Source organism: Methylobacterium sp. UNCCL125 (assembly GCF_900116795.1).
In the GTDB taxonomy this organism is placed as follows: domain Bacteria; phylum Pseudomonadota; class Alphaproteobacteria; order Rhizobiales; family Beijerinckiaceae; genus Methylobacterium; species Methylobacterium fujisawaense.
Window position 1 is genome coordinate 60886 of record NZ_FPBW01000028.1, and the last position, 25496, is coordinate 86381.

Sequence of the window (25496 nt, forward strand, 5' to 3'; positions counted from 1 at the left end):
ATACGAGTGCATGCAATATGCCGCAAGCGTTTCGGCGGCGTCGGTTTCGGGCTATGGCCAAGCCGAGGAGAGCCGGGAATGAAGGCGAGCGAATCGGAGCGCTCCAGCGGCGCCGGCGCCTATGAGCGGCTGCTGCGGGCGATCGAGGAGGGCGAACTCGCGCCCGGCAGCCGCCTGCGCGAGGCGGAGCTGGCCGAGCGGTTTCAGATCAGCCGCACGCCGGTGCGCGAGGCGCTGGGCCGGCTGGAGGCGCAGGGCCTCGTCGCGCACGAGCCGCACCGGGGCGCCAGCGTGGCGCAGCTCGATTACGGGCAGGTGAGCGAACTCTACGATCTGCGCGAGGTGCTGGAGGGGACGGCCGCCCGCCTCGCAGCGATCCATGCGAGCGCGGTCGAGACCGAGATCCTGGAGGAGATGGTCGCCCGGGACCGGACGCTGCTGGGGGACGCGCCAGCGCTCGCGCGGACCAACCGTCTGTTCCACCGGCAGATCCACGGAGCGGCGCGCAACCGCTTCCTGCAGAGCACGCTGGAGACGATGCGCCTGTCCCTGGTGCTGCTGCCGGGCGCCACCACGCTGGCGGCCCCCGACCGCGCCGCGGAGTCGCTCACCGAACATGCCGCCATCGTGGCGGCGATCCGGGCGCACGATGCAGACGGCGCAGAAGCGGCGGCCCGGGCGCATATCCGGGCCGCGTTCAAGGCCCGGATCCGGATCTGGCAGGAGAGCTGAGCGGCGATCGTCCTCAGGCGTGGGCGGGCACGCGCCCCAGTCCCGGCCGGCCCCGGAACAGCGCGAGCGTCGCGACGATGCCGCAGGCGGCCGCCGCCATGAGCCAGTAGCTCGGCGCCGCCCGGTCGCCGGTCTTCTCGATCAGGAAGGTGGAGACCATCGGCGTGGCCGTGCCGAACAGCGCGGTGGCGAGGCTGTAGGCCAGCGAGAAGCCGCTGGCGCGGACATGGGCCGGCACCACCTCGGAGAGGGAGACCACCATCGCGCCGTTGTAGACGCCGAAGAAGAACGAGAACCACAGCTCGACGGCGAGCATCTTGCCGAAGGTCGGATCGGCCACGAGCCAGTGCAGCGCCGGGTAGGTCGTCAGCAGCGACAGGGTCGAGATCGTCAGCAGCACCGGCTTGCGCCCGATCGCGTCCGACAGGGCTCCGCCCACGGGCAGCCAGATGAAGTTGGTGATCGCCACGAACAGCGTCACGATCAGGCTGTCAGTCTCGGTGAGCTTGAGGACGTTCCTGCCGAAGGTCGGGGTGTAGACGGTGATCATGTAGAAGGTCACCGTGGTCATCGTGGTCAGCATCATGCCGAGCAGCACGATCCGCCAGTTGGCGGCCACCGTGGTGAGGATCTCGCGGGTGGTCGGGTGGCGGGTCCGCTTGGCGAATTCCTGCGTCTCCTGGAGCGAGCGCCGGATGAAGAAGATGAACGGCACGATCAGGCAGCCGATCAGGAACGGGATGCGCCAGCCGAAATCGCCGATCTGCTGCTTGGTCAGGAAGGCGTTCAGCCCGTAGCCGATCAAGGCGGCGAACATGATCGCCACCTGCTGGCTCGCCGACTGGAACGAGGTGTAGAAGCCGCGCCGCCCGGGCGTGGCGATCTCGAACAGGTAGATCGAGACGCCGCCGATCTCGACGCCCGCCGAGAAGCCCTGGAGCAGGCGCCCGGCGAGCACGATCAGCGGGGCCGCGACGCCGATCGTGTCGTAGCTCGGGCAGAAGGCGATGAGCACCGTGCCGCTCGCCATGATCGCGAGCGTGATGATCAGGCCCTTCCGGCGCCCGATCCGGTCGATATAGGCGCCCAGCACGATCGCCCCGAGCGGCCGCATCAGCGCCCCGAGCCAGAACGTGCCGAAGGTCAGGAGCAGCTCGGTGGTCTCGTTGCCCGCCGGGAAGAACGCCCGCGCGATATAGGTGGCGTAGAAGCCGAACAGGAAGAAATCGAACATCTCCAGGAAGTTGCCGCTGGTCGAGCGGAGGATCGCTCCGATCCTGGACTTGAGGGTGGCCTCGACGGCCCCGGGATCACCGGCCATGACGACGTCCTTTCCGGGTGCCCGTCAGGCACCGATCCACTTCATGGCGATGATGGTGCCGGTCACGGTCAGCGCGCCGCCGATCCGGGTGGCGATCTGCGCGAAGGGCATCAGCGCCATGCGGTTGGCCGCCGTGAGGATCGCCACGTCGCCGGTGCCGCCCTGGCCGCTGTGGCAGGCGTTCACGATGGCGGTCTCGATCGGGTACATCCCGAGCCAGCGCCCGACGACGAAGCCCACGGTCATCAGCGTCGCCACGGTCGACACGATGGTGATCAGGTTCACCAGCGTGAAGGCGGCCATCAACTCGTGCCAGGGCGTCATCGCCACGCCGATGGCGAAGAGCAGCGGGTAGGTCATCGAGACCTGCACGAACTTGTAGACCACGAAGCCGCCCGCCTGGAGATGGGGCGACACCGCGCTGGCGAGCTTGGCGAATACGGCCAGGAACAGCATCGCCACGGGGGCCGGCAGGCCGACGAGGTGGTGGGCCATGACGCCGAGCAGGTAGAGGGTGATCGCCGTCAGCCCGGCCGCGCCGATCGTGGCGGGGTCGATCTGACCGCGTGCGGCCTCGGACTTGGCCTGCGCATCGCTGGATTTCATCTCGTCCGAATCGGGCTGGAGCCGCCCCTCGCCGGTGAGGTGCGGGTAGCGCTTGCCGACGGAATTGAGCGTGCCCGACAGGATGATCGCCGTGAGCGAGCCCAGCATCACCGGCGGCAGAACCTGGGCGAAGACGACGCCCTGCTGCACGCCCAGGATCGCCGCGTAGCCGATGGAGAGCGGGATCGCCCCCTCGCCGACACCGCCGGCCATGATCGGCACGACGATGAAGAAGAACGTCTTGTAGGGGCCGAGGCCGAGGAGCGTGCCGACCAGCGTGCCGACCAGGGCCGCCGCCACCGAGCCGAGGGCGAGCGGCGCGAAGATCTTGAGGAAGCCCTTGATCAGGACCTCGCGGTCCATCCCGAGGATGGAGCCGACGATGATCGTGGCGATGTAGATGTAGAGGAAGTTGGTGAACTTGGTGAAATCGGTGATCGCCTTCACCATCTGCGGCGGCACCAGGGCGTAGTAGACGAGCGCCGAGGGGATGAAGGTCGCGAAGATCGCGCCGGCCCCGATGTTCTTCAGGATCGGGATCCGCTTGCCGATCTCCGCGCAGGTGAAGCCGCCCATCACCAGGACGGCGATCATGGTCGGCCCGTCAGGCTTGATCTCGCCCTCTTGGACCAGAACGGTGAGGAGGATCGCCAGCACGACGAAGATCGGGAGCGGTATGATGCCGATCTTGAGGTCGATGAGGCGCCACCACACGTCCGGCCAGAACCGGGTCGCGCGCCCGTCTCGGGTACGGTCTTTCGACGGTGATGGGATCGGGCTCGTCGAAGCGGTGCTGGTCATGGCGTCCCCCCCGGATATCTCGCCGCCTGCGGGCCGTTTCGCCTTTCGCCGCGCCGTCGCGGCCGCGTGATGGGACGCGGTCCGTCGAGTCCCGCACGGTCGGCGGAGATAAAGTGACATTCGGCGTATCAGCGTCGAGAATGGGCGGCAACGCGACCCGCGGAACAAAGGGCGCCACCTGTCCCGTAAGCCGGGATTAAAGACCACTCTCCATCGTTGTGCGCATGACAATGGCCCGGCTGGGTGCCGGGCCTCGAAGTCGGCGGGCACGGCGGCAAGCGGCGGGACCGCGCGCCGCCACCGGCTTTGCCGATCAGAAGTCGCGCTGGACGCGGAAGCGGACCTGCGAGACCGAATCCTGCGTCACGGTACGCGGCACGAAGGTGCCGGCGTTGATGCCGGGGATGTTGGCGTAGGCGGTGGGGCTCTTGTCCAAGTCGATCACGCGGCCGCTTTTCACGCCGACCTGGGTGTAGAAGCCCTCGACGCCGATATCGAGATCGCGGACCGGTGACCAGATGAGGCTGGCGCCCGCCACGACCTGGTAGGTGTCGCGCAGGGCCTCGCTGAGCGCGTAGAACCGTGTCCCCGGCAACCCGACGGCGCTGGCGCCGAACCTGTTGGCGCCTCTCGGATTCGCCAGTCCGAAGATCGCGCCCTGCCCCAGCCGGGCGCTCCGATCGAAATCCTGCTCGCCGTACGATCCGAAAAAGGCCGAGCGCCATTCCGGCGTCCAGTAATGCAGAAACGACGCGACCGCCGAGAAGGCCCGCGACTCCCGCAGCTGGCCGGTGAACGGGTCGATCGTCGCATCCGAGAAATACTGATTAAATTTCTGTCCATGATATCCGGCGCTGGCTTGCGTATAGCTACCGGCGAAGGCCGAATATCCGGCATAGATCTGCGCGCCATTGCTGTAGGCACTTTGCAGGTAGAGGGCGTCACCCAGCGCGATGAACGGGGTGTTGATCTTCAGGCCGCCCTGGACCGCCCAGCCATACGCGGTGCTGGTGTGCGGGATGCTGAGGTTGGAGCCGGTGCCGATACCCGCGCCGTTCTGTACGTTGCCGACGTTCAGCTCGTGGACGGCGGCCGAGACCTGAGCCGAGCCCCAGGCCTGGTCGAGGCGCAGGGCGCCGACGATGTCGGGCACGCGCGAGCGCTCAATCGCGTCGACGAAGCTGTACCGCGAGGGTAGACCGTCGGTGTAGCCGATGAACACCGGCGCGGGTGCGCTGGTTTGCGCGAAGTTCGCGAGCGTCGCATTGTTCTGGAGACCCGCCGGATTGTTGGTCGGCGAGAAGATCGGGCTGCGACGGTAGACCGGATCTTCCGCCGAGACCGTGGCGGACAGGCCGTTGCCGAACGTCGCCGTGTAGGCGAGCAGGTTCGTCGAGGCGACGTCGGAGCCAGCGGTGGCACCGTAGATCTCGAAATCGTGGGCGTAGAAGTCGAAGAACGAGGATGCACGCCCGGCGGTCAGCCCTGCGAACTGGATGAACGCCTTGTCGGCATTCACGTGCTGCTGGTCGCGGCCGAACTGGTCGATGCCCAAGCCCGGAAAAGCGTTGCCGATGCGCTGCTGGGTCCCGGACGTGATGTAGCCCGTCCGCGCGATGGCATCGAGGCGCGCGAAGGCGCGGAGCGTGCCGTAGGCGGTCTGGGTGCGGGCATCGAGGTTGATGCGCATCTGGCCCTGAAATCCGGCCGTGTCGCCGAGGTTCGTGCCGAACTGCCGCCCGTAGCTGGTTCTGTAGCCGCCCTCGAAACGGGCGCGCCCCGAGAGCCGCAGGCAGGTGTCGGTGCCGGGGATGAAGAAGAAGCCGGGGCCGTATGCGCCGCAGACGCGGACATACGCGACGGGCACCGCCGTCCTGGCCGGCAGGTCGGCGGCCTCTGCGACACCCACCGTCGTGATCACCGCCACGGCCCCGAGAAATACCGATTCCAAATAGTTCATTGAGACCCCCCGATCCCTCAATATTTACGACACAACGAAAGAGTAATTATCTCCCCCTTGGGAAACACGGAGTCCAATCCGGGTCTCCGTTCACTGATTTCGTCCCAAGCCGAGCAGATACGTCGACAACACTGTGCGCGTGATCATATCTGGGCAACAAGAAATCTCTCATTGGAGCAACAGTTTCGTTTTTGTTGTAGATCAGCAACATTTTATATTTTAATACTGAAGTCGTATTGGATTTTTACTTTGTTCATTCCGCAAAATAATCGAGTGTCTTCTTCCCGATGGAGGCCATCTCATCGATCAAAGACACCGCAGAGGCGCGCGAAATCCCTCCGTCCGAGGCGGCTGCAAACGCCAGTTCCGGACACTCAGCGTCGCCGGAGCAGCCGCGATGGACCGGGCCGAAGGCCGCTACGGACCCGCAGCGCGGCGTGATTCCGGGGCGCCGATTCGGCGTGCGAGCGGCCCTCGTCCGGGCCATCGATCAGGATTGAGAAGGGATCGCGGGCCCTGACCCGGCCCAGGGCACGGCCGGTTCATCCCGACACAGGGTCCCGGCTTCGCTCGCGGACGGGGCGGCGAGAGAGGGGATCGTGCGCCGATGGCGCGGCTCTCTCGACCCGGAATCCGCACTATCGCGAATTGCCGAAGCAGGCGGACCCGCGCTCCGCGTCGGCGTGGAGAGGCGTGCGGCCTGGACCCGAACAGGCGGCGGGTTGGCCCGACGCCTCGGTTTGACGCATAGGGGAAGGGGGAAGCGAGATGGCGCCCGCGTGCGCCGGGCGGGGCGCCGGAGGGCGGCCGAATTGTTTCGGCGCCGTTCTCGACAGGCGCGATTGTGGAGCTCGATCAGGCCGCGTGACGACGCGCCGTTTCGCGCGTCCAAAAGGGCGACCACAACGAAAAAGGCCCGGCCGAAGCCGAGCCTTGAGGTTCCTGAAGCACGGGGACCGGTGCCGAGACCGAAGCCCCGGCGCCGGTGAAGCGGCTTAGAAGTCGCGCTGGACGCGGAAGCGGAAGGTGGAGACGCTGTCCGCCGTCGTGGTCCGCGGCACGAAGGTGCCGTTGTTGATGCCGGCGACGTTGGCGTAAGCGGTCGGGCTCTTGTCGCGGTCGATCACGCGGCCGTTCTTGACGCCGATCTGGGTGTAGAAGCCCTCGACACCGATATCGAGGTCCTTCACCGGCGACCAGATGATGCTGCCGCCCGCCACGAACTGGTAGGTGTCGCGCAGCGCCTCGCTGAGCTGGAAGAACCGGGTGCCCGGCACGCCGACGCCGTTCACGCCGAACGAGTTGCCACCGGTGTTGTTCGCCAGCGCGAAGGCCGCGCCCTGGGCGAGACGAGCGCCGCTGCCGTAGCTCATCTCACCGTACGACCCGAAGAAGGCCGAGCGCCACTCCGGCGACCAATAGTGGAGGTACGAGGCCGTCGCGGTGAAGCTCGTCGACTGCTCCAGCTGACCCGTGAACGGGTTGAGCGTCGCGTCGTTCATGTACTGCGCGAACTTCTGGCCCTGGATGGTGGCCGGGTTCTGCGAGTAGCAGCCGCTGAAGGCGCAGTAGCCGGTGTACATCTGGGCACCGGAGCCGTAGGCGCCCTGCAGGTAGAGGGCGTCGCCCGGCGCGATGAACGGCGTGTTGATCTTCAGGCCGCCCTGCACCGCCCAGCCGTACGAGTTGCTGGCGTGCGGGATGCTGATGTTCGAGCCGGTGCCGGTGCCGGCGCCGTTCGCCACGTTGCCGACGTTCAGCTCGTGGACGGCGGCCGAGACCTGAGCCGAGCCCCAGGCCTGGTCGAGGCGCAGGGCGCCGACGAAGTCGGGCATGCGCGAGCGCTGGATCACGTCGACGAAGCTGTACCGGGTCGGCACGCCGTTGGTGTAGCCGATGAACACCTCGGCCGGGGAGGACGTCTGTGCGAAGTTCGCGAGGTTGCCGTTGACCGTCACGCCAGCCGGATTGATGGTCTGCGAGAAGATCACGCTGCGGCGGAAGACCGGATCTTCGGCCGAGATCGTGGCGGACAGGCCGTTGCCGAACGTCGCCGTGTAGGCGAGCAGGTTGGTCGAGGCGATGTCGGAGCCGAGCGTGGCGCCGGCGAACTCGAAGTCGTGGGCGTAGAAGTCGAAGAACGACGAGGCGCGACCGGCGGTCATGCCGGCGAACTGGATGAAGGCCTTGTCGACGTTCACGAACTGCTGGGCGCGGCCGAACTGGTCGATGCCGAGGCCCGGGAAGGCCTGGCCGATGCGCTGCTGGGTGCCGGAGGTGCCGACGCCGGAGTAGCCGGTGCGGGAGCCGGCATCGAGGCGGACGAAGGCGCGCAGCGTGCCGTAGGCGGTCTGGGTGCGGGCATCCATGTTGATGCGCAAGCGGCCCTGGTAGCCCGACGTGTCGCCGTTGCTGCCCTGGCGCGAGTAGCTGGTCATGTAGCCGCCCTCGAACCGGGCGCGGCCCGAGATGCGCAGGCAGGTGTCGGTGCCAGGAATGTAGAAGAAGCCGGCGCCGTAGGCGCCGCAGACGCGGACGTACTCGATCGGAACCGCCTTCTTGACCGGGAGGTCGGCGGCATGAGCTGCGCCTACCGCCGCGAACGCAGCAGCAGACCCGAGCAATGAGCTCTTCAAGAGCTTCATAGACATCTCCAAAGCTTCGAGACCCAATGATGCGGACGTGCCCGGTTGTCCGGGTCTAGCCGCACGTTCTGTAGGTTTGGCCCGCGTCTTAGGTGGCAGGCTCCTGCGGGCTCTCGCTTGGCGATGCCCCCGTGCACGATCACCATGTGCGAACGGGTTTCGGCGAGCAACGAGGATTCGTGAGCGCCTTGGCAGTTCCAGAGTGATGTTGCGGCCCCGCAACATTCCCCGGGTGATTTAGTCGGCAACGGGTCGTGCAATGTGCACGAATGCTGTCCTGACAGGCTTATGTGCCGCGTCGACAGGCAGGACGCCGCCCGACTCGGATCCCGGGCCGGGCGGCGCATCAGCGTCTCGCGATTCGCCGGCGACGGGGCGCCGGCGGATCTCCCTCACATGGGCGGCGTCAGGCCGTCCTTGCCGACGGCGACCCGCCGGGCGGTGACGCGGCCGTCATCCCCGCGCGCAACGATCACGAAGACCTTAGCGCCGGGTGCGACGGCCGACGCGGTGGCAGGCTCGAAGCTGACGACCGGCGCCTGCGGCGGCACGAGGATCTGCAGGGACTGGCCCTGGCCGTAATCGACCGTGAGGGTCCGCTCCGCGCTGCCGCTGCTCGCCTTGACCGTCCCGTTGGTCATCGCGCTCTTCACGCGGGGCGCGTCCGGCGCGGTCGCGTGCACGTCCGCCTTCACGGTGCCGTTCGTCATGGCGCTCTTCACCGGCGCCCCGGCCGCCGTGCGGTCGGGAATCATGTCCCAGTCGTAATGCCCCTCGCCGGTGCCGCGCATCGCCTCGGGGAACAGGACGACCTCGAGGGCCACCGGGGGCTCGCCCTTGGTGGCCGTGCCGATGAAGACGCCGTCCTTGATCGCGTCCAGGCTCGACGGGACGACCCAGGAGACCTTCGCGTCGGGGGCGAGCGCCACGGATTCCGACGCGCCGTCCAGGGTCTTCACGGTGAAGCCATCGCCGGAGACCGCTTCGACGGTGCCGCGCAGGCGCTCGATCTTCGGGGCCGCCTGCGCGCCGGTGACGACGGCCAGCAGGCTCGCGAGGACGAGCGTCGGTAACTTTGTCATGTCGGGTCCTTTTCCTGCCGCCGGGATCGATGCGACCGGCGGGACGTGGGGCGGCTTGGGGCGAGGTCAGCCCCGGGGGGCCTGTGACATCGCACCCCGGATATCGCGCCCGGGCCCGGGGCGGTTACGTGTCCCCGACCTGCCCGAGCCGCCCCAGGAACGGGGCGACCGCCGCCTCCGCGGCCGCCTCCACGGCCCGGTACCGGCGGACCACATCGGTTCCGAAGTCCGAGAGACGGGCGCCGCCTCCGGCCCGCCCGCCGGTCTGCGCCTCGACCACGGGCCGGCCGAAACCGGTGTTCATCGCCTCCACCAGCATCCACGCCCGCCGGTACGACATCCCGAGCGCGCGGCCGGCCGCCGCGATGGAGCCGTGCTCGGCGATCATCTCCAGAAGCCGCACCTTGCCGGGACCGAGGCGGTGCCCCGGCCCGAGATCGATGCGAATGCTCAGGCGCGGCCCTTCGCCTGCGGCGGAGGCTCGCCCCGGGACCCTATCGGCCGCCGCACTCAGGCGGGCAGCACCAGAAGGGCGAGACCGGCCGCGGCGAGGCCGGCGCCGAGGGTCGGCGCTGCCCGCGTCGCCCCGATCCGGGCCGCCGCGACGCCGAGGCCGATCCCGGCCGCGTGCAGGAGCGCGGTGGCCGCCAGGAAGCCGAGTCCGAAGGTCAGGCCTGTGGCGGTCTCCGGCATCTCGGTCCCGTGGGCGTAGCCGTGGAACACCGCGAAGACGCCGACCAAGCCGGCCAGGAGGGCGACCGGCGCGCGCAGGCCGATGATGGCGGCAAGGCCGAACACGACGATGGAGAGCGCGATCCCGACCTCGACATGGGGCAGCGCGAAGCCGGCCATGCCCAGGCCGGCCCCCACGCTCATCAGCGCCAGGAAGGACAGGGGCAGCGCCCAGAGTGCGCGTCCGCCGCGCAGGCTGGCGAGGAGGCCGACCGCCACCATCGCGAGGACATGGTCGGCGCCCATCAACGGGTGGAGGAAGCCTGCCTCCGCGCCCGTCGCGGCTCCGTGGCCCGGATGGGCGAGCGCCGCCTGGGGCAGCAGGATGAGCGCGGCCGGCAGGAGCGCCAGGGACACGGCGGGTCGGGAGGAGAGCAGACGCTTCATCGGAAATCCTTCGCTGGATCTGCGAAGATGTAGCGCCGTTCCACCGCGGCTGCGAGGGGCCGGCGGCCATCGCCGCGGGGCGCCTCCCCGGATCGGGCCGCCCCGGGTCGGCGCGTCAGAACGACATCGCCTCGTGGACCGCAGCCGGCTCGAACGGCTCCGTGAAGGCGACCCCGACGCCGTGCGCGAAGTGGCGCATCACCGTCGCAGCCTTGTGCCCCACCTGGATGGTCGCGCCGATCTCCAGTTCGTGGTCGACGAGCAGCGCCACCCCGGAGGCTGAAACGTTGAGCACATGCCCCAGGAAGGCCTGTCCGGAGGCCGTCGTGACCTGGACGATCTTCTGCTTCGGCACGATCCGCTTGTGGGCCCGGATCGGCTCCGGCTGCAGGTCCTGGGCGCGCGCCAGCGTCACGAACTGTCGGGCGAGGTCGGCGAGGATCGCGCGGCCACCCCGGACGCAGGCGACGAATTCCTGACCGGCCACTTGGGCGATGCGCGCTTCCAGAGTCCCGACATGGCGGATGCTGCAGGTCAGGTCCTCGCCGATCGCCAACAGCGAGGAGGAGCGGAAGCGGATCCCCTCCGTCGAGACGTCGGCGGTCACGGCGTAGAAGTCGCGACGGCGCTGGTTCCAGCACAACGCAGGCAACATGACGACGTGCCGCCGGACCATCACACCTGCATCATCAATAGGAATACACAGGCTGTCTTTTGCGGCCCAAAATTTTTCCGGGTTGTTCAGGCGATCTATAAAATTGGACTTATCTCAGGCCCTGTACAATCCCTCTCGAGCCGGACCTTCGCATCGCGAACGCGGTCGGCGCCGGGCCTTCGAAGGGCGCCGACCAGATGCGGCGCCAGCCTGAGCCGGGAGACCCGGGCCGGATTGCCGCGGGAAACCGAATACAAGATGCAGATTGGTCGCATGGCATGGATGCTGCCTGGGATTGTGCATGCCAGGAGGCTGCGCGACAGTGTCGCCCGTCTCCCGGATCGGCTGCGGCCGATCCGTGCCGCCCTCTCCGCCTGCATCCGGACTGGTCTCATGTTGCGTCTCGCCGCCTGCCTCCTTGCCGGTTTTACCCTCGCCGGGCCTGCCGCCGCGCAGACCCTGCGCTACGGCATGATGGAGGATCCGGACGCTCTCGACCCGACGCTCGCCCGCACCTTTGCGAGCCGGATGGTCTTCGCCGCCCTGTGCGACAAGCTCGTGGATATCGGCCCGGACCTGAAGCCGGTGCCGCAGCTCGCCACCTCCTGGGAGCTGTCGCCGGACGAGAAGGCGCTGACCCTGCACCTGCGTCCGGGCGTGCTGTTCCATGACGGCGAGAAGCTCGACGCGGCCGCGGCCAAGTACTCCATCGAGCGGCATAGGACGATGCCGGGCTCGCAGCGCCGGTCGGAGATCGCACCAATCGACTCGGTGGACGTGGTCGACGACCTCACCGTCCGCATCAACCTGAAGCAGCCCTTCGCGCCGCTGCTCGCGCAGTTCACCGACCGGGCCGGCATGATGGTCTCGCCGAAGGCCGCCGAGCGGCTGGGTGACAAGTTCGCCTCCGCGCCGGTCTGCGCGGGTCCCTACAGGTTCGTCGAGCGGGTGCCGCAGGACCGGATCGTGGTCGAACGCTTCCCCGATTACTGGAACAAGGACGCGATCCACATCCAGCGGATCGAGTTCCGGCCGATCCCAGACGCCACGGTCCGGCTCACCAATCTGCGGGCCGGGCAACTCGACCTGCTGGAGCGGCTCGCCCCCACCGACGTTGCGCAGGTGAAGCGCGACGCCAAGCTGAAGCTCGAGTCCACCACCGAACTCGGCTTCCAGGAGATCCTGTTCAATCCCAACAAGGCCGGCTCGCCGGTGGCCGACCCGAAGGTTCGCGCCGCCTTCGAGGCCGCCATCGACCGCAACGCCATCAATCAGGTCGTTTACAACGGCGAGTTCCTGGCCGGGAACCAGTGGGTCAACCCGAAGAACCCGAACTACGTCGCCGAATACCCGATCCCGAAGCGGGACGTGGCCAAGGCCAAGGCCCTGCTCGCCGAGGCCGGCAAGCCGAACCCGCAGATCACGCTCACCGTCTACGCCAACAGCGAGTCGCCCCAGGTGGGCCAAGTGATCCAGGCGATGACCAAGGAAGCCGGGTTCGACGTGAAGATCCAGGCCGTGGACTTCACCACGGCGCTCGATGCCGCCGACAAGGGTAATTACGAGGCGCAGCTCTATTCCTGGAGCGGCCGGTCCGACCCGGACGGGAACACCTACAGCTTCCTCGCCTGCAAGGCGGCGCTGAACTATCCCAAATACTGCAGCCCGGAGGCCGACGCGGCCCTCCAGGCCGAACGCGGCACCATCGATCCGGCCAAGCGCAAGGCCGCCTGGAAGGCCCTGGCCGATCAGGTGCTGAAGGACCGGCCCGGCATCTACATTCTGCACCGCAAGCTGCTCTGGGCCTACAGCCAGAAGCTCTCGGGCTTCGTGCCCTATCCGGACGGGCTCGTGCGCTTCACCGGACTGAAGTTCAACTGATGCTGCGGCTCTGATGCTTCGATTTCTGGCCCGACGCCTCGCCCTGGCGATCCCGACCCTGATCCTGGCCTCGATGATCATCTTCGCCCTGCAGCAATTGCTGCCGGGGGACGTCGCCACCGCGCTGACAGGCGAGGAGCGCGACCCGCAGGTGATCGCCTTCATCCGCGAGAAGTACCACCTCGATGAGCCCCTGCCGGTACGCTACGCCTACTGGGCCGGCGGCGTGCTGCGGGGCGATCTCGGCGAGTCGATCCGGCTGCAGAAGCCGGTCTCCGAGCTGATCGTCGAGAAGTTGCCGGTCACCCTCGAACTCGCCTGTCTCGCCATGCTGGTGGCGCTGGCCATCGGCGTACCGATGGGCGTGCTCTCGGCGGTGAAGCGCGGGCAGGCCGCCGACACGATCGCCAACGGGATCGCCCTGTGGGGCCTCTCGGTGCCGAACTTCTGGCTCGGGATCCTGCTGATCCTTCTGTTCTCGGTGGAACTCGGCTGGCTGCCGGCCTCGGGCTACGTTTCGCCGTTCGAGAGCCTGTCGGACAACCTCGCCGCCATGGTGATGCCGGCCTTCGTGCTCGGCAACGCCATCGCGGCGGTGATGATGCGCCACACCCGCGCGGCGATGCTGGGCGTGCTCGGCTCCGACTACGTCCGCACGGCCCGCGCCAAGGGCGTCTCGCCCCTGCGGGTCACCCTGCGGCACGCGCTGCCGAACGCCGCGATCCCGATCATCACCCTGGGGGCGCTGGAATTCGGGCAGCTCCTGTCGGGGGCGGTGCTCACCGAGCAGGTGTTTTCCGTGCCAGGCTTCGGCAAGCTGATGGTCGATGCGGTGTTCAACCGGGATTTCGCCACGGTGCAGGGCGTCGTGATCTGCACGGCCGCCACCTACATCGCCCTCAACCTCGCCGCCGACCTGCTCTCGGCCGCCGTGAACCCGAAGCTCAGGCGGGCATGAGCGCAATGATTGCCCGCGCCTCGCTCTCGCAGTCTTCAGAGCTGCGACTTCGGGAGTTACAATTGAGTGCACAGAGTGAAGCGCGGGTCCCCTCTCCCGAGCGGGAGAGGGAGCGCGTCGCATCTCGCACTGGCCGGCCTGAAACCATCATGGGCTGCGCTGAAAAGCAGTGTGCGCGGATCGTACGCATCGCTGCCAACCCCGCGAGCCCCCGATGAGCACCGGCACCCCCATCGCCGAAGCCACCGGCCTCGCGGCCCCCGCGGGCACGCCGGCCCTCATCCAGGAACCCGGCACCCTCGCGGCCTTCTGGCGGCGCCTGCGGGCGCGCCCGAGCGCCGTCGCGGGCCTCGTCATCGTCGGCCTGCTGATCCTCATGGCGGTCTTCGCCCCCTGGATCGCCCCCTACGATCCCACCGCCACCGACTGGGGCAACGTCCGCGGCGCGCCGAGCCTCGCGCACCCGTTCGGCGGCGACGAGGTCGGCCGCGACGTCCTCTCGCGGATCATCTTCGGCGCCCGCGCCTCCCTCGGCGCCGGCCTCGTATCGGTGGCGCTGGCGGTGTCCCTCGGCCTGCCGCTGGGACTGCTCGCCGGCTACGCGGGCGGCTGGATCGACGGGGCGATCTCGCGCCTTACCGACGCGCTCCTGGCAATTCCCTTCCTGATCCTGGCGATCGCGCTCGCGGCCTTCCTGGGCCCCAGCCTCGTCAACGCGATGATCGCCATCGGCCTCTCGGCGACCTCGACCTTCATCCGGTTGACCCGGGCGCAGGTGCGCGCCGTGGCGGCGGAGGAGTTCGTGGAGGCGGCCCGGGCCATGGGCAACCCGCCCTGGCGGATCGCCCGGGTCCACATCCTGCCCAACATCGTGCCGGCGATCCTCGTCCAGGCGACGCTCACCATCGCGGCCGCCATCATCGCGGAGGCGAGCCTGTCGTTCCTGGGCCTCGGCCAGCAGCCTCCGGAACCCTCCTGGGGGGCGATGCTCAACACCGCCAAGAACTTCATGGACGAGGCGCCCTGGATGGCGATCTGGCCCGGCCTTTCGATCTTCCTCGCCGTCCTCGCCTTCAACCTGTTCGGCGACGGCCTGCGGGACGCCCTCGACCCGAGGCAGCGCACATGACAGCGCCCATGACCAAGCCTCTCCTCGACGTCCGCGACCTCGCGGTCGCCTTCGACACCGACGGCGGCGCGGTCCACGCCGTCAACGGCGTCTCCTACACCCTGCACGAGGGCGAGACCCTGGGGATCGTCGGCGAGTCGGGTTCCGGCAAGAGCGTGCACGTGCTCGCCATGCTGGGCCTGATCCCGCGCCCGCCCGGCCGCATCACCGGCGGGCAGGTGCTGTTCGAGGGGCGCGATCTCCTCGCCCTGAAGGAGCGGGAACTCCGAAAGGTTCGGGGCGGCGCGATCGGGTTCGTGTTCCAGGACCCGATGAGTTCGCTCAACCCCGGCATGACCGTAGCGGCGCAGATCATCGAGCCCCTGCGCATCCATCTGGGCCTCGACGCCCGCGCCGCCCGCGTCCGGGCGAAGGAACTGCTCGACCTCGTCCGCATCCCGAACGCGGGAGCGCGCCTCGACCAGTACCCGCACGAGTTCTCCGGCGGCCAGCGCCAGCGGGTGATGATCGCCATCGGCCTGAGCTGTCGCCCGAAGCTGCTGATCGCCGACGAGGCGACCACCGCCCTCGACGTCACCGTCCAGGCCGAGATCGTGGGCCTGGTGCAGGAGCTGAAGCGCGAGCTCGGCATGGCGATCATCTGGATCACCCACGACCTCGGCGTGGTGGCCGGCATCAGCGACACCGTGCAGGTGATGTATGCCGGCCGGATCCTAGAGCGCGGCCCGGTGGACGACATCTTTTCGGATCCCCGCAACGCCTACACGCTGGGGCTTCTGCGCTCCCTGCCGGACCTCTCCGGCGGCCGGGCCGGGCGCCGTCGCCTGCACCAGATCGAGGGGGCGCCCCCGGACATGCGCCACCTGCCGCCGGGCGATCCCTTCGCGCCGCGCAACGCCTACGCGACGCCCCGGTGCCGGACCGAGATGCCGCCCCTGGCGCAGGCGCCCGGCGCCGCCCCCGGCCACCTCGTCGCCGCCTGGTACGACCTGCCGCAGCTTCTGAGCCGGGAGGCCGCGCGATGAGCCCGCAGGACTATCCGGTCGTCTCGGTGCGGGACCTGTCCAAGCACTATCCCCTGCGCTCGTGGTGGGGCGGCAAGGCCTCGGTGTTCCGCGCCGTCGAGGGGGTGAGCTTCGACATCCGTCCCGGCGAGACCCTGGGGCTCGTCGGCGAATCCGGCTCCGGCAAGTCCACGATCGGCCGGGCCGTGACGATGCTCAACCCGCCGACATCCGGCACGATCGCCTTCGAGGGCACCGACCTCGCCAAGCTCTCGGCGGGGGCGATGCGCAGAATGCGCGCCCGGATGCAGACCGTGTTCCAGGACCCCTACGCGGCCCTCAACCCGCGCATGACCGCTGGGGATTATGTCGCCGAAGCGTTCAAGCTGCACCGGCGGGACATGCGGGGCCCGGAGCGGCGTGAGGCCGTCGCGGCGCTGTTCCAGCGGGTCGGGCTCGATCCGCGGTTCATGGGGCGCTACCCGCACCAGTTCTCGGGCGGCCAGCGCCAGCGCATCTGCATCGCCCGGGCGATCGCCCTGAAGCCCAGCTTCATCGTCGCCGACGAGCCGATCGCGGCGCTCGACGTCTCGATCCAGGCGCAGGTGGTGAACCTGCTCCAGGACCTGCAGGACGAGATGGGGCTGTCCTACCTGTTCATCTCCCACGACCTCCGGATGGTCCGCTACCTCTGCCACCGGGTCGCGGTGCTCTGGCGCGGGCGGATCGTCGAGATGGCCGAGGCCGACGCCCTCTACGAGGATCCGCGCCATCCCTACACACGCCGCCTGCTCGCGGCCGTGCCGGTGCCGCACCCGGCCGAGGAGCGCGCCCGCCTCGCCGCGCGGGACCTCGCCGGCCACGACCAGCCGCCGGACGGGCCGCTCATTGAAGTGGCACCGGGGCATTGGGTGGCGATGCCCGAGGGTCAGGGCGCGTGACAAGCCCACTTTCTCTTTCCCACCCTCCTCCCTCATCCTGAGGTGCGAGCGCAGCGAGCCTCGAAGGAGGGCTCCAGCGAGCCGCGCGATCTCTGGAGCCCTCCTTCGAGGCCTCCGCTTCGCTCCGGCACCTCAGGCCGATTTTTGGATCAAGCAGCGTCGTCTCGTCGAGACGATCCATACAGCAGGACATCCCGTGAGAGACTTCTCCGCCCCCGGCCGCTCCCCGGTCTACGCCGCCAACGCCGCCGTCGCGACCTCGCACCCGCTCTCGACTCTCGCCGCCATCGAGGTGCTGCGCGCGGGCGGCAACGCCGTGGATGCCGGCATCGCGGCGGTCGCCGTGCAATGCGTGGTCGACCCGCTGATGACCGGCATCGGCGGCGACTGCTTCGCCCTCTACGCCCCCGCCGGCGCCACCAAGCCCCTCGCCCTGGACGGTTCGGGCCGCGCCCCGGCGGCCGCCACGCCCGACTGGTACGCCGAGCACGGCGTCGCCATCACGCCGACTTCGCCGCACGCCGTCACGGTGCCGGGTGCCGTCGCAGCCTGGGACCTGCTCGTCCGCGAGCACGGCACCCGCTCGCTGGGTGAGCTCCTCCAGCCGGCGATCCGTTACGCGGAGGACGGGTTCGTGATCCAGCAACGGGTCGGCTGGGACTGGCAGCGGGGCGCGGAGCGCGTCGCCGCCGATCCGCACGCCGCCGAGACCTACCTGCCCGGCGGGCAGGTGCCGGCCATCGGCAGCGTCCTGCGCCTGCCGAAGCTCGCGGCGACGCTCCGGCGCATCGCCCAGGAGGGCGCGCGCGGCTTCTACACGGGGCCGGTGGCCGAAGACATGGTGAGCCGGCTCAACGCGCTCGGCGGCCTGCACACCCTGGACGACTTCGCCGCTGCCCGGCCCGACATGGTGACACCCGTCTCAACCCGCTACCGGGGCTACGACGTCTACGAGTGCCCGCCCGCAGGCCAAGGCCTGGCGGCGCTGATGATGCTCAACGTGCTCACGCATTACGACGTCGGCGCCCTCTCGGACCTCGACCGGCTGCATCTCTTCGCCGAGACCTGCAAGCAGGGCTATCATCACCGCGACGTCCTGTTCGGCGACGCCGCCCTCGCCCAGGTGCCGATCGAGCACCTCCTCTCCGACGCCTGGAAGGCCGCCGCCCACGGGGCGATCGACATGGGCCGGGCCCGCGAGCCGGAGATCTATCCCGAGATCAGGCAGGAGATCGCCGAGGGCCGCGCCCACAAGGACACGGTCTATCTTTGCGTGGTCGATCGGGACGGCAACGCCCTGTCGCTGATCAACTCGATCTTCCAGGGCTTCGGCTCCGGCATCCTGGCACCCGAGAGCGGCGTCCTGCTGCACAATCGCGGCCTGTCGTTCCGCACGGAGGGCGGCCACCCGAACAGCGTCGGGCCCGGCAAGCGGCCGATGCACACGATCATCCCCGGCATGCTGATGAAGGACGGGCAGGCGGTCGCGCCGTTCGGCGTCATGGGCGGCCACTATCAGGCCATGGGCCATGTCGAGCTGCTCTCCGGCCTCATCGACCGCGGCCTCGACGTGCAGGAGGCGCTCGATGCCCCGCGCAGCTTCGCCTATGGCGGCAGCCTGGAGGTCGAGGGCGGGATCTCCGACGCGGTGATGGCGGGGCTGATCGAGCGCGGCCACCCGGCGATCCGCGCGCCGCTGCCGCTCGGCGGCGGCCAGATCATCTGGATCGACCGCAAGGCCGGCACGCTGGCGGCCGGCTCGGACCCGCGCAAGGACGGGGCGGCGCTGGGGTATTGAGGGGCGTGGCCGGTGGGATGCTCAAGGCCTTGCCACCCACCGCCCTCATCCTGAGGTGCCCGCGTCAGCGGGCCTCGAAGGAGGGCTCCAGCAATCGCAACGGTATCCGGAGGCCTCCTTCGAGGCTTCCGCTACGCTCCGGCACCTCAGGATGAGGTGATCGGATTGGACGCCCCGGGGACCGGAACGACAGTCGTTCGGATCCCCGGAGGTTCGGATTAGTCGATATCCTCGACCGCCTCGCCACCGCCGTAGACCCGCTGGGCGAGCGAGGCCTCCATGAACGGGTCGAGATCGCCGTCGAGCACCTCGTCCGGATCGGTGGACTGGGTGCCGGTGCGCAGGTCCTTCACCAGCTGGTACGGCTGCAGCACGTAGGACCGGATCTGGTGACCCCAGCCGATATCGGTCTTGGACGCGGCCTCGGCGTTGGCCTTCTCTTCGCGCTTCTTCAGCTCCGCCTCGTAGAGGCGGGCGCGCAGCATGTTCCAGGCGGTCGCCCGGTTCTTGTGCTGCGAGCGCTCCTGCTGGCACGCCACCACGATCCCGGTCGGATTGTGGGTGATACGTACCGCCGAGTCGGTGGTGTTGACGTGCTGGCCACCGGCGCCCGACGACCGGTAGGTGTCGATCCGGCAGTCGGATTCCTTGATCTCGATCTCGATCCGGTCGTCGATCACCGGATAGACCCAGACGCTGGCGAAGCTGGTGTGCCGCCGGGCGCTGGAATCGTAGGGCGAGATCCGCACCAGACGGTGCACGCCGGACTCGGTCTTGAGCCAGCCATAGGCGTTGTGGCCCTTGATCAGGAGCGTGGCGCCCTTGATCCCGGCCTCTTCGCCGTCGGTCATCTCGACGACCTCGACCTTGTACTTCCGACGCTCGGCCCAGCGGGCATACATGCGCTGGAGCATGTTGGCCCAGTCCTGGCTCTCGGTGCCGCCGGCCCCGGCATGGACCTCGAGATAGGTGTCGAACCCGTCGGCCTCGCCGGACAGCAGGGTCTCGACCTGCCGGCTCGCGGCCTCCTTCTCGACGGCCAGGATCGCCGCCTCGCCCTCGCGGATCGAGGATTCGTCACCCTCCATCTCGCCGAGCTCGATCAGCGTGGCGCCGTCCTCGAGATCGCGCTCGAGCTTCTTGATCGCCGTGACGGCCTCGTCGAGCTGCTGGCGCTCGCGCATGACCTTCTGGGCGGCCTCGGCATCGTTCCAGAGGTCGGGGTTCTCGGAAGCCGCGTTCAGCTCCGCGAGGCGTTTATCGACTGTATCCCAGTCAAAGATGCCTCCTCAGCAGCCCTATAGACTGCTTGGCGGCATCCGAGGCTTGCTCGATCTCGGCGCGCATCTGGTTTTTCGGGAATGGGGTTTGGGGAAAGAATGGAGGTCCGTCGGGTCGGGGTGATAGCCCCCGGGACCCGGCCTGTAAACGCTTCCGCGTCGCGTCGCATGCCGCCCGTGCGGCGCCCGACCGCAGGGAAGGAGGCGAGCCGGCAAGCCTCGGGCGCGTTGTCGGGCACGAACGACAGGGCCCAGGAGGCAAGCGGATGGCGGACGACGATCACGCGGCGACGTGGGCGGACTTCAACGAGGCCGTCAACATGACGCCCGCGGCGCTGAAGAAGCACCTCGACAGCGAGGCCAGCAAGGAGGTCGGCCAGAAGAAGGGCGGCGGCGAGTCCACCGGCCACGCGATGGGCCGGCGCATCCTGGCGATCAAGGATACGAAGAAGGCCGACCTGACGGACGACGATTACGCCGCCATGCGCAAGGTGGTGGGCTACGTCCACCGCCACCTCAAGCAGGGCGGAGAGGCCCGGAAGGACCCCGACTCACCGTGGCGGTTGTCGCTGATGAATTGGGGCCACGATCCGCACAAGGATTGAGGCTCCGGAACGCCCGGCGGCTCAGTAGCGCGGCGGCACGATGTAGGACGGAGCGATCACGTACTCCTTCGGCCGCTTGCGCGCGCCGAACCGGCCCTCGGTGATCTGGTCGTTGTAATAGTCGAAGCCCGTATAGCCGAAACCACCGCCGTTCATCACCTCGGCGACCGGGACCGCGGGCTGCGCGAGATCGGGACGGCCCGGCGGCACCACCACCTGGCAGCACCCCTCGGTCTCGAGAACGGTGGGCCCGTTCGGCGCGGTGAACACGAAGGCGCGGGGCTGGTACGGCGCGGGCGGGTAGGCGGCGTCGGAGGCCGAGGCGCCCTGCCCCGCCAGGAGGGCGAGCAGTCCGGCGGCGATCAGGGTCTTGGTGCTCACGCGATGCTCCGTCAGGGGGCCGGCCGGGCCGGCATCTGGCCTACAGTCTAGCTGATCGCGGGCGGCTTGTCCGGCCCATCCGAATCGACCGGTTACCGAAATGCCGGCGCAGATCAGCCGCGGGCGCGCAGGACAACCTGCGGGCTCGCCGGCACGGGGCGGCAATCCGTCGTGAAGGCGTTGACCGGCAACGGCTTCGAGTCGCACGCATACACGTCCGCCGGGCCGGGCGCGGGGATCGGATCCCGGGCGATGATCGGGTTCGGCGCACAGGCCGAGGCCGCGGCGGCGAGCAGCAGGGCGGCGATCAGGTTCAGGCGGCGCATGCGACACTCGGGACGCGGGAGGACCCCCGCACCTGACCCTGGCCATCGCGATCCGTCCTGACAAGCGCCGGCGCGGGGCGTCGGCGCCTTTGGCGGAGCCTGTCGCCCCGCGGCAACAATCCGCGCGGGGTCGGCTAGCCGGCCCGGACCATCGGCACGACGTTGTGCAGGGTCTTGTCGGTGCCGTCGAAGAACCGGCGGATGTTGCGCGCGGCCTGCCGGATGCGCTGCTCGTTCTCGACCAGCGCGATGCGGACATACTCGTCGCCGAATTCGCCGAATCCGATGCCGGGCGCCACCGCGACATCCGACTTCTCCAGCAGCAGCTTGGAGAATTCGAGGCTGCCCATCTCCCGGTAGCGCTCCGGGATCGGAACCCACGCGAACATCGAGGAGGCGGGCGACGGGATGGTCCAGCCGGCCTTGCCGAAGGATTCCACCAGCGCGTCGCGGCGCTTCCTGTAGATGCTGCGCATCTCGTGGATGCAGTCGTCCGGCCCGTTGAGGGCGGCGGTCGCGGCGACCTGGATCGGCGTGAAGGCGCCGTAATCGAGGTAGGACTTCACCCGGGTGAGCGCCGCGAGCAGGCGCTCGTTGCCCACCGCGAAGCCCATGCGCCAGCCGGCCATCGAGTAGGTCTTCGACAGCGAGGTGAACTCCACCGTGCAGTCGATGGCGCCGGGCACCTGCAGGACCGAGGGCGGCGGGTTGTCGTCGAAATAGACCTCCGCGTAGGCGAGGTCCGACAGCAGGATCAGCTCGTGCTGCTTCGCGAAGGCCACGAGATCCCGGTAGAAGTCGAGGCTCGCCACGTAGGCGGTCGGGTTCGACGGGTAGCAGACGACCAGGGCGACCGGCTTCGGGATCGAGTGGCGCATGGCCCGCTCGAGGGCCGGGAACATCGCCGGGGTCGGCTCGGCCGGCACGGAGCGGATGACGCCGCCGGCCATCAGGAAGCCGAAGGCGTGGATCGGGTAGCTCGGGTTCGGCACCAGTACGACGTCGCCCGGGGCGGTGATCGCCTGAGCCATGTTGGCGAAGCCCTCCTTGGAGCCCAGCGTCGCCACCACCTGCGTGTCGGGGTTGAGGGTCACGCCAAACCGGCGCTGGTAGTAACCGGCCTGGGCCTTGCGCAGGCCCGCGATGCCCTTCGAGGCCGAGTAGCGGTCGGTGCGGGGCCGCCCGGCCGTCTCGCACAGCTTGGCGATCACGTGCTTGGGGGCGTCGAGGTCGGGATTGCCCATCCCGAGATCGATGATGTCGGCGCCCTGCGCGCGGGCGGCGGCCTTGATCCGGTTGACCTGCTCGAAGACGTAGGGCGGCAGTCGCTTGATGCGGTGGAAGTCGGTCATGGGCGTGTCCATCGGCGCGTCCCGAATCTGGCGTCTTTCGTCTGGGCCGGTCGCGCGAACCCCATGCTCTAGCAGAGTTGCGGGCCGCCGCCGACCCACAAATCGGTGCTCAAATCGGTGCTATTGCGGCGGCGCCGGGGCCGGCTTGATGGTGGCCGCGGCGCCCTGCCCGGCGCTCGCCGCCGCCCGGCCGCGGACCTCGTTGCGGCCGCGGGCGCTCTCCAGCTCCGCCTCCAGGGCCTTCTGGCCGGTGACCGACTTGGCCCGGACCGGGCGCTTCGGCGCGTCGACGCCCACCGGCATGAAGTCGGGCTGCGCCTTGCTGCGGGATTCCGCGACGAAATCCGGCGCGGTGACGGTCCGCGGCCCGTAGCCTGCATCGGAGGCCAGCGAGCGGACGACGTCGCCCGAGCAGGCCCCGAGCAGGCTGACCAGCAGCCCGAGGCCGGCCGTGCGGATCAGCGGCAGGCTGCGGGACATGCGGGCGACAGGGTTCAAAATGGCACGATCCATCGTCACATGGGTTTGAAAAGAACGGCCGGATGTTTCGGCGACGTCCGCAACCGGGGTGGCGAAAGCTCTGGCTCGCTCCTTATTTTGTCGGAAACGAGGCCCGCGCGATCGGGTCGACAGACGAAACACAGGGAGGCACGTTTGACGAGTCCGCAGGCGCCGGATCGGACCGCCCCTCCGAAGTCGGTCTCGAACGGCGCGATGCCGGACGGCATGGCTGCTCCGATGCCGGATTTCGAGGCGCTGTCCCGCAATGCCGGACAGTTCGTCGAGGCGATGGGGCGCAATATCGCCCGCGCCCTCGGGCCCGAGGGACAGGGAGGCGCCCCCGGAAGCGAGATGAACGAGGCCGCCAAGGTCCTCGGGCAGGTGGCCGAGACCTGGCTCGCCGACCCGAAGCGGAGCGCCGAGGCCCAGGCCCGCCTGTCGCAGGCCTTCCTGTCGCTCTGGGGCTCGACCTACATGCGCCTGCAGGGCCAGCCCGCCGACCCGGTGGTTCTTCCGGAGCCCCGGGACGCGCGCTTCGCCCATGCCGAGTGGTCGACCAACCCGTATTTCGACTTCATCAAGCAGGCCTACCTGCTCGCCGCCCGCTGGGCCGAAAGCCTCGTGGACGAGGCCGAGGGGCTCGATGCGCACACGCGCCATAAGGCGCAATTCTACCTGCGCCAGCTCACCAGCATGCTCTCGCCGTCGAACTTCCTGCCGACCAACCCGGAGCTGATCCGCCATACCCTCCAGGAGAACGGCGCCAACCTCGTCCGTGGCCTGAAGATGTACGAGGAGGATCTACAGGCGGGCGGCGGACATCTGCGCGTGCGCCAGACCGACCCGAGCGGGTTCGAGGTCGGGCGCAACATGGCGGTCACCCCCGGCGAAGTGGTGTTCCGCAACGATCTGATCGAGCTGATCCAGTACGCGCCCGCCACCGAGACCGTGCTGCGGCGCCCGTTCCTGATGGTTCCGCCCTGGATCAACAAGTTCTACATCCTCGACCTCAATCCCCAGAAGAGCTTCCTGAAGTGGATGGTCGACCAGGGCCTGACGGTCTTCTGCATCTCGTGGGTGAATCCGGATTCCCGGCATGCCGACAAGGACTTCGAGTCCTACATGCGCGAGGGGATCGAGGCGGCCATCGACGCGATCGGGGTCGCCACCGGGGAGACCGAGGTCACGGCGGCCGGCTACTGCGTCGGCGGGACGCTGCTCGCCGTGACGCTGGCCATGCAGGCCGCCACCGGAAACCGGCGGATCAAGAGCGCGACGCTGCTCACCACGCAGGTCGACTTCACCCATGCCGGCGACCTGAAGGTCTTCGCCGACGAGGAGCAGATCCGGCAGGTCGAGGCCCGGATGGCCGAGCAGGGCTACCTGGAGGGCGCCCGGATGGCGAACGCCTTCAACATGCTCCGGCCGAACGACCTGATCTGGCCCTACATCGTCAACAACTACATCAAGGGCAAATCGCCCTCGGCTTTCGACCTGCTGTACTGGAATTCCGACGCCACGCGGATGCCAGCGGCCAATCATTCCTTCTATCTGCGCAACTGCTACCTCGACAACACGCTGGCGCAGGGACGGATGGTGCTCGGCAACGTCCGCCTCGACCTCAAGAAGGTGCAGGTCCCGATCTTCAACCTCGCAACCCGGGAGGATCACATCGCGCCGGCCCTCTCGGTCTTCGAGGGCTCGAAGGTGTTCGGCGGCAAGGTCGATTTCGTGCTGGCGGGATCGGGCCATATCGCCGGCGTGATCAACCCCCCGTCCAAGCCGAAATACGGCTACTGGACCGGCGGCCCGGTCAAGGGGACGCTGGAGGACTGGATCAGCGCCGCGGTCGAGACCAAGGGTTCGTGGTGGCCGTATTGGTTCCAGTGGATCGAGGCGCAGGCGCCGGAGCGGGTGCCGGCCCGGAAACCCGGCGGGGATGCGCTCCAATCCCTCGGCCCGGCGCCGGGGACCTACGTGCGCATGCGGGCCTGAGGCGCGCCATCCGCGGCGAACCGGAGCGGGGCACCGCCCGTCGCGGATCGCCCGGGGGAGCCGGGCGCCCCGCGCAGGCGCATCACCATTTCCGCACGAGGGGCGCGGGGGCGGGGGCCGGCGGCGCGCCGAACACGTAGCGGAAGCCCACCGAGACGATGTCGGCGCTGGAATCCACCACCCCCGCGAAGGCGATGTTGCCGACGTTGTAGTCGCGGCCGAGGCCCGCCAGGATCCGCGACCGGTCCAGGAAGAAGTGCGAATAGGCGAGGTTCAGCGTCAGCTGCCGGCTCCAGCGGTAGCTGGCGCCCACCGAGGCGATGTAGCGGTCCCCGTCCGGCAGCCGCACCGAGCGGTTGCGGAAGTCGATCGGCGAGGTCTCGTAGGCGAAGCCCGTGCGCAGCGTCAGGTTCGGCGAGGCGTC

General features: G+C 68.9%; 23 protein-coding genes. 9 read left to right on the forward strand and 14 right to left on the reverse strand.

Going from position 1 to position 25496, the window contains the following annotated elements; genetic code table 11:
• The first annotated feature begins 78 nt into the window (after positions 1-78).
• Positions 79-732: a GntR family transcriptional regulator gene (locus BM396_RS24980; RefSeq protein ID WP_043357372.1), complete on the forward strand. Its 654-nt coding sequence runs from the start codon at positions 79-81 to the stop codon at positions 730-732.
• 13 nt (positions 733-745) lie between these two features.
• On the opposite strand, the gene BM396_RS24985 is transcribed toward BM396_RS24980, so the two are convergent.
• The 8 genes from BM396_RS24985 to BM396_RS25020 all read right to left on the reverse strand — a co-directional run bounded on the left by BM396_RS24985 (position 746) and on the right by BM396_RS25020 (position 10921).
• Positions 746-2053 carry an MFS transporter gene (locus BM396_RS24985; RefSeq protein ID WP_043357373.1) on the reverse strand — a complete coding sequence of 436 codons (1308 nt, stop codon included), beginning with the start codon at positions 2051-2053 and terminating at the stop codon, positions 746-748.
• A gap of 24 nt (positions 2054-2077) precedes the next feature.
• Complete coding sequence (locus BM396_RS24990) at positions 2078-3460, reverse strand: 2-hydroxycarboxylate transporter family protein (protein WP_043385588.1); 1383 nt, start codon at positions 3458-3460, stop codon at positions 2078-2080.
• Positions 3461-3773: 313 nt separating this feature from the next.
• On the reverse strand, positions 3774-5420 hold the full coding sequence (locus tag BM396_RS24995) for a porin (protein WP_043385590.1): 1647 nt from the start codon (positions 5418-5420) through the stop codon (positions 3774-3776).
• 995 nt (positions 5421-6415) lie between these two features.
• Entirely contained in the window at positions 6416-8065 is a 1650-nt protein-coding gene (locus BM396_RS25000) for a porin (protein ID WP_043385593.1), read from the reverse strand.
• A 392-nt stretch (positions 8066-8457) separates the two neighbouring features.
• Positions 8458-9147 (reverse strand): hypothetical protein, encoded by a 690-nt coding sequence (locus tag BM396_RS25005; protein WP_043385596.1) that lies wholly within the window; start codon positions 9145-9147, stop codon positions 8458-8460.
• Positions 9148-9271: 124 nt separating this feature from the next.
• Complete coding sequence (locus BM396_RS25010; protein WP_348273029.1) at positions 9272-9550, reverse strand: winged helix-turn-helix domain-containing protein; 279 nt, start codon at positions 9548-9550, stop codon at positions 9272-9274.
• Positions 9551-9657: 107 nt separating this feature from the next.
• Positions 9658-10266: a HupE/UreJ family protein gene (locus tag BM396_RS25015; RefSeq protein WP_051976169.1), complete on the reverse strand. Its 609-nt coding sequence runs from the start codon at positions 10264-10266 to the stop codon at positions 9658-9660.
• A 115-nt stretch (positions 10267-10381) separates the two neighbouring features.
• A complete protein-coding gene (locus BM396_RS25020; RefSeq protein WP_078947135.1) occupies positions 10382-10921 on the reverse strand; it encodes a PilZ domain-containing protein in 540 nt (179 codons plus the stop codon).
• A 393-nt stretch (positions 10922-11314) separates the two neighbouring features.
• Here BM396_RS25020 and BM396_RS25025 point away from each other — a divergent pair, with 393 nt between their 5' ends.
• From BM396_RS25025 to ggt, 6 genes are all read left to right on the forward strand, one after another.
• Entirely contained in the window at positions 11315-12802 is a 1488-nt protein-coding gene (locus BM396_RS25025) for an ABC transporter substrate-binding protein (protein WP_043385599.1), read from the forward strand.
• 13 nt (positions 12803-12815) lie between these two features.
• A complete protein-coding gene (locus tag BM396_RS25030; RefSeq protein ID WP_043385603.1) occupies positions 12816-13760 on the forward strand; it encodes an ABC transporter permease in 945 nt (314 codons plus the stop codon).
• Between the two features lie 214 nt (positions 13761-13974).
• A complete protein-coding gene (locus tag BM396_RS25035) occupies positions 13975-14889 on the forward strand; it encodes an ABC transporter permease (protein ID WP_043385606.1) in 915 nt (304 codons plus the stop codon).
• Positions 14886-15914 (forward strand): ABC transporter ATP-binding protein, encoded by a 1029-nt coding sequence (locus tag BM396_RS25040; RefSeq protein ID WP_043385608.1) that lies wholly within the window; start codon positions 14886-14888, stop codon positions 15912-15914. Before BM396_RS25035 ends, BM396_RS25040 begins: the two co-directional genes overlap by 4 nt.
• The gene (locus tag BM396_RS25045) at positions 15911-16834 is read left to right on the forward strand and encodes an ABC transporter ATP-binding protein (RefSeq protein WP_043385611.1); all 924 of its coding nucleotides are present in this window, start codon (positions 15911-15913) and stop codon (positions 16832-16834) included. The genes BM396_RS25040 and BM396_RS25045 overlap by 4 nt, the downstream gene beginning before the upstream one ends.
• Positions 16835-17030: 196 nt before the next feature.
• Positions 17031-18632: a gamma-glutamyltransferase gene (gene ggt, locus BM396_RS25050; RefSeq protein ID WP_043357403.1), complete on the forward strand. Its 1602-nt coding sequence runs from the start codon at positions 17031-17033 to the stop codon at positions 18630-18632.
• 218 nt (positions 18633-18850) lie between these two features.
• On the opposite strand, the gene prfB is transcribed toward ggt, so the two are convergent.
• Positions 18851-19979, reverse strand: a protein-coding gene (prfB, locus tag BM396_RS25060; RefSeq protein ID WP_100794053.1) for a peptide chain release factor 2 whose coding sequence is annotated in 2 segments (ribosomal slippage) — positions 18851-19909 and positions 19911-19979 — 1128 coding nt in all. Because the reading frame shifts where the segments join, the coding sequence is not laid out codon by codon here.
• A gap of 199 nt (positions 19980-20178) precedes the next feature.
• Between prfB and BM396_RS25065 the strand changes: the two genes are divergently transcribed.
• Positions 20179-20517 carry a DUF3140 domain-containing protein gene (locus BM396_RS25065; RefSeq protein WP_043385613.1) on the forward strand — a complete coding sequence of 113 codons (339 nt, stop codon included), beginning with the start codon at positions 20179-20181 and terminating at the stop codon, positions 20515-20517.
• 21 nt (positions 20518-20538) lie between these two features.
• Here BM396_RS25065 and BM396_RS25070 read toward each other — a convergent pair whose 3' ends face one another.
• The 4 genes from BM396_RS25070 to BM396_RS25085 form a co-directional block, all read right to left on the reverse strand.
• The gene (locus tag BM396_RS25070; RefSeq protein ID WP_043357408.1) at positions 20539-20898 is read right to left on the reverse strand and encodes a hypothetical protein; all 360 of its coding nucleotides are present in this window, start codon (positions 20896-20898) and stop codon (positions 20539-20541) included.
• A 113-nt stretch (positions 20899-21011) separates the two neighbouring features.
• The gene (locus BM396_RS25075; RefSeq protein WP_020090818.1) at positions 21012-21224 is read right to left on the reverse strand and encodes a hypothetical protein; all 213 of its coding nucleotides are present in this window, start codon (positions 21222-21224) and stop codon (positions 21012-21014) included.
• 134 nt (positions 21225-21358) lie between these two features.
• Entirely contained in the window at positions 21359-22576 is a 1218-nt protein-coding gene (locus BM396_RS25080) for an LL-diaminopimelate aminotransferase (RefSeq protein WP_043357422.1), read from the reverse strand.
• A gap of 120 nt (positions 22577-22696) precedes the next feature.
• Entirely contained in the window at positions 22697-23074 is a 378-nt protein-coding gene (locus BM396_RS25085; protein ID WP_244538948.1) for a hypothetical protein, read from the reverse strand.
• Positions 23075-23290: 216 nt separating this feature from the next.
• On the opposite strand from BM396_RS25085, the gene phaC reads away from it, so the two are divergent.
• Positions 23291-25072: a PHA/PHB synthase family protein gene (gene phaC, locus BM396_RS25090; RefSeq protein ID WP_043357424.1), complete on the forward strand. Its 1782-nt coding sequence runs from the start codon at positions 23291-23293 to the stop codon at positions 25070-25072.
• An 82-nt stretch (positions 25073-25154) separates the two neighbouring features.
• On the opposite strand, the gene BM396_RS25095 is transcribed toward phaC, so the two are convergent.
• A partial coding sequence (locus BM396_RS25095; protein ID WP_170867503.1) for an OmpP1/FadL family transporter occupies positions 25155-25496 on the reverse strand: 342 nt, incomplete at its 5' end.